The 4,137-nt window shown below is 67.8% G+C and carries 5 protein-coding genes and 1 pseudogene; 2 read left to right on the top strand and 4 right to left on the bottom strand.

Annotated features, from left to right (window positions below; all coding sequences use genetic code 11):
• Positions 1-931, top strand: a 931-nt coding sequence (locus P3W97_RS02485; protein ID WP_300843453.1) for an amidohydrolase, incomplete at its 5' end; no start/stop codon positions are given.
• Between the two features lie 65 nt (positions 932-996).
• Here the strand turns inward: P3W97_RS02485 and P3W97_RS02480 are convergent.
• The 4 genes and pseudogenes from P3W97_RS02480 to P3W97_RS02465 all read right to left on the bottom strand — a co-directional run bounded on the left by P3W97_RS02480 (position 997) and on the right by P3W97_RS02465 (position 3,270).
• Positions 997-1,797 carry a type III pantothenate kinase gene (locus P3W97_RS02480; protein ID WP_300843451.1) on the bottom strand — a complete coding sequence of 267 codons (801 nt, stop codon included), beginning with the start codon at positions 1,795-1,797 and terminating at the stop codon, positions 997-999.
• 39 nt (positions 1,798-1,836) lie between these two features.
• Positions 1,837-2,277 (bottom strand): rhodanese-like domain-containing protein, encoded by a 441-nt coding sequence (locus P3W97_RS02475; protein WP_300843455.1) that lies wholly within the window; start codon positions 2,275-2,277, stop codon positions 1,837-1,839.
• A 222-nt stretch (positions 2,278-2,499) separates the two neighbouring features.
• A pseudogene (locus P3W97_RS02470) lies at positions 2,500-2,964 on the bottom strand (MBL fold metallo-hydrolase); the annotation flags it as partial.
• A 60-nt stretch (positions 2,965-3,024) separates the two neighbouring features.
• Positions 3,025-3,270 carry a metal-sensitive transcriptional regulator gene (locus P3W97_RS02465; RefSeq protein WP_300843449.1) on the bottom strand — a complete coding sequence of 82 codons (246 nt, stop codon included), beginning with the start codon at positions 3,268-3,270 and terminating at the stop codon, positions 3,025-3,027.
• A 282-nt stretch (positions 3,271-3,552) separates the two neighbouring features.
• Here P3W97_RS02465 and P3W97_RS02460 point away from each other — a divergent pair.
• The coding region (locus P3W97_RS02460) for a cobalamin-dependent protein (RefSeq protein WP_300843447.1) at positions 3,553-4,137 on the top strand (585 nt) is incomplete at its 3' end.

Genomic DNA, 4,137 nt, shown 5'->3' with positions numbered 1-4,137 from the left:
CAGCCGGCACCCCGGGCGCATGCATGCGTGTGGACACGACGGCCACACCGCCATGCTGCTGGCCGCCGCGCAACACCTGGCGCGGCACCGGGCGTTCGACGGCACGGTGGTGCTGATCTTCCAGCCGGCGGAGGAAGGCGGTGGCGGCGCGCGCGAAATGATCGCCGACGGGCTGTTCGAGCGCTTTCCCGTGCAGGCGGTGTTTGGCATGCACAACTGGCCCGGGTTGCCGGTGGGGCGTTTTGCGGTCAGCCCGGGACCCGTGATGGCCTCGAGCAACGAATTTGCCATCACCCTGCACGGCAAAGGAGGGCATGCCGCCCTGCCCCACAACACGGTGGACCCCGTGCCCATTGCCTGCCAACTGGTGCAGGCCTTCCAAACCATTCTGACGCGCAACCTGCGGCCGGTGGAGCCGGGCGTGATCTCGGTCACCATGATCCATGCGGGCGAGGCGACCAATGTCATCCCGGACCGTTGCGAAATCCAGGGCACGGTGCGCACCTTCACCGTGGAGGCGCTGGACCTGATCGAGCAGCGCATGCGCGACCTGGCCGAGCAGCTCTGCGCCGCGTTTGGCGCCCGCGCGGACTTCCGTTTCCGGCGCAACTATCCGCCCACGGTCAACAGCGCGGCCGAGGCCGCCTTTGCGGCTGAGGTGATGCGCGAGATCGTGGGCGCAGATGGCGTGGTGACCCAGGAGCCGACGCTGGGGGCAGAAGATTTTGCCTACATGCTGCAGGCCAAACCCGGGGCGTATGTGTTCATCGGCAATGGAGATGGGGCCCACCGCAGCGCCTACGGGCCGGGCCACGATGCGGGCCCCTGTACCCTGCACAACCCTCGCTACGACTTCAATGACGAATTGATTCCGCTTGGTGCCACCTTTTGGGTGATGCTGGCGACCCGCTGGCTGGCGCGGCACGCCTGAGCGTGCAAGGGCCTGAACCGAAAAGCGCCGGGTTGCGGGCCGTCTCGGCGCCCGCCCGGACCGGGCTACCCCCCGAAGCGGCTGCGTGCAATGGCCAGCAAGCCATCGAAAATCAGGCCCTCGACGAGTTCGAAAGGCACCGTCATGTGCGGTGCCATTTTCCACCCGGCGCCGCCGGTCATCAGGCAAACGGGCTCCTGCCCCGCGTGTTGGCGCAGATTGTCCACCATGCGCTGCACCGCCCCGGCGATGGCAAAGGTGCCGCCGCTGGTGAGCGCATCGCTGGTATTGGTGGGAAAGGCCCGGACCTCGCCGGTGGGCACATGCAGCCCCGCCGTGCCGGACTCCAGCGCGCGCAGCATGATGCCGTGGCCCGGCAGGATGATGCCACCCAGAAAGCGACCCTCGGCGTCGATCGCCTCGACGGTGACGGCGGTGCCCACCATGACCACCACGCATGGCCGTGAATCACCGCGGGCCAGCAGGCGTTGGCGTGCGCCGATCATCGCCACCCAGCGATCCGAGCCCAGACGAGCCGGGTGGTCGTAGCCGTTGATCAGCCCCGCCTCGGCCTGGTTGGGGACCACCCACTGCGCCGGGGCATCCCACAGCTCCAACTGCTGCTCCACACGGTGGCGCACGCCAGCGCCCGCGACGATGCTGCCGAGCACCCAGCGCGGCGCTCGCAGCGCGCGCCAGTCGCCCTCGGCCAGGGTTTCGATGTTTTCCAGAAACTGCACGCCGTGCGCGAGCAGGCGCGCTCCGGGGGCCGGTGCCTCGTACAGCGCCCATTTGAGGCGGGTGTTGCCCACATCCAGCGCGAGCAGCGCGGTCGATTCGGTGGCGGCGGTGTCCGGCGCAGTCATCCAGACATCATAACGGCCTGGCTGGCTGCGTGGCCGGGATCAGTTTTGCCGCCAGGGCAGCCCCCGGTGACGCCAGCCCCCGCGGTGTCCGCGCTGGCCGCGCTCGTCGGGGTCGCCCTCGAAGCCTTCGAGCACGTTGTAAGCCGTGGCCCCCAATTCCGTGGCGCGCCGCGCTGCGGCAATGGAGCGCGCGCCGCTGCGGCACAGCATCAGCAGCGGGCGATCGCTGTGTTCCAACAAAGTCCGCACGCCGTCGTCGAAGGCCGGATTGGGCACCATACCGGGCCACTGCTTCCACGCCAGCGCCTGCGCTCCAGGCACATAACCCACCCACTCGCGCTCGGCATCGGTGCGCACATCCACCAGCACGGCACGGCCCTCTTGCACCCAACGCCAGGCCAGTTCTGGCGCCACGTCGCCCGCGTAGCCTTGAGCGGGGCGCGGCGCCTCGCGCTCGGCGCCATCGGCGTCGTGGCGCAGGCCCCCGCGCAGATTGGCCGGCACCGCCTCATCCATACGGTGCGGCCGCGGCAGGCTCAGGCTGTTCATGAGCGTGACGAACTCTGCCAGACTCTTGCCGGCCAGGCGCGGGTTGTGGGCCTTTTCATGCCCGATGGTGGAGTGGGTGCGGCCATGGTAGTCGTGGCCGGGCCAGACGATGGCCGTATCGGGCAGCGTGAACAGCCGCTCGGTGATGCTGCGGTAGAGCGCCTCGGCGCTGCCGGACTGGAAGTCGGTACGGCCGCAGCCGCCGATGAGCAGCGTGTCGCCGGTGAAGACATGCACCTGGCCGTCCACCTGCCAGACGAAGCTCATGCTGCCGGCGGTGTGGCCGGGGGTGGCCAGCGCCTTCAGTCGCTGCGCGCCAAAGATCAGCTCGTCGCCGTCGTGCAGCGCGCGATGGGCGGTGGTGATGCCACAGGCCGCCGGCGCCGCGGTGCGGGCGCCGGTGTGCTCGGCAAGGGTGAGCGCACTGGTGATGTGGTCGGCGTGCGCATGGGTTTCGACCACCCAGCGCAGGTGCAAACCGTATTCGCGCAGCGTCTGCAAGTCGCGCTCGAGTTGCTCGTCCACCGGATCGATGATGACCGCCTCGCGCGTGTCGGGATCGAGCAGCACATAGGTGTAGGTGCAAGACGCCGGATCGAAGAGTTGGATGGGACGCATGTCCGCAATGGTAACGGTTTGCCCACACCGCCGCGAGCCCACTGGGCAAGCGCCAGCCGGTCAAGCGAAGCGCGCCAAAAGATCCGCCGCATCGTCGGGCGGGGTGTCGCCCTGCGCCATGACGCAGCCCACCATCATGAAGAACGACTTGTCCAGCGCCTTGCGTGCCGCCGCCAGTTGTTGGGCCACCTGTTCGCAGTCGGCATCGCTCTCGATGAGGCGCTGGATGCCGCGCAACTGCCCCTCGACACGCTTGAGGCGCAGGAGCAGAGCTTTCTTTCGATCGGGGTCGCGAACGGAGGTCATGGCGTGACAAGCAGGACAGTGAGATGGGCGATCTGAGAGATACTCCGCATGGTATCCAAAATCACCGAAATCGCCAATCGGGGTGCGCCCGGAATGCGCTGGGGCATCTTGCAGGGTAGACGGCGGCGAGCACCAGCGCCCGTCGCGGCAGCGCGTGGCTGCGACGAAGATTGCCACCGGCCGCGCGCTTTGGTTTATATTGACGTTTACGTAAACGTCAATAGGATCCCTGACCTCATCGGCGTGCTGCCGGCTGCCGCGCGCCTTCCGAGGAGACACCGCATGACCAATCTGTCCGCCGAGTTTCAGGCCCTGGCCCAATACCGTCCCACGCACAAAGTGCGTTTCGTCACCGCCGCCAGCCTGTTCGACGGGCATGACGCGGCCATCAACATCATGCGCCGGATCCTGCAGAGCATGGGAGCGGAGGTCATACACCTGGGCCACAACCGCAGCGTCGACGAGGTGGTCACCGCCGCTTTGCAGGAGGATGTGCAGGGCATCGCGGTGAGTTCCTACCAGGGCGGGCATGTGGAGTACTTCAAATACATGGTGGATTTGCTGCGCCAGCGTGGCGGCGAGCACATCCAGGTGTTTGGTGGTGGCGGCGGCGTGATCGTACCCAGCGAAATCCGCGAGCTGATGGACTACGGCGTGGGCCGCATCTACAGCCCCGAAGACGGCCAGCGCATGGGCCTGCAAGGCATGATCGGCGAGATGCTCATGCGCTGCGACCGCGACCTCTCGCCCTATGCGCCGCGCGACATCGCGGCCATCCAGGGCCACAGCGACGCCGCCTGGCGGGCGCTGGCGCAACTGATCACCGTGCTCGAAAATGGGCAGGCCGACCCGGCCTTGTTGGCGCGC

Source organism: Tepidimonas sp., assembly GCF_029335975.1.
Taxonomy (GTDB): domain Bacteria; phylum Pseudomonadota; class Gammaproteobacteria; order Burkholderiales; family Burkholderiaceae_C; genus Tepidimonas.
Note: the sequence above shows the minus strand (reverse complement) of the source record. Positions and strands in the feature narration are given on the sequence as shown.

What these genes read in the sequence shown, in the direction of transcription:
- P3W97_RS02480 (WP_300843451.1), bottom strand. Translation starts at nt 1,797, where the DNA reads ATGACTGCGCCGGACACCGCCGCCACCGAATCGACCGCGCTGCTCGCG.
- P3W97_RS02465 (WP_300843449.1), bottom strand. Translation starts at nt 3,270, where the DNA reads ATGACCTCCGTTCGCGACCCCGATCGAAAGAAAGCTCTGCTCCTGCGC.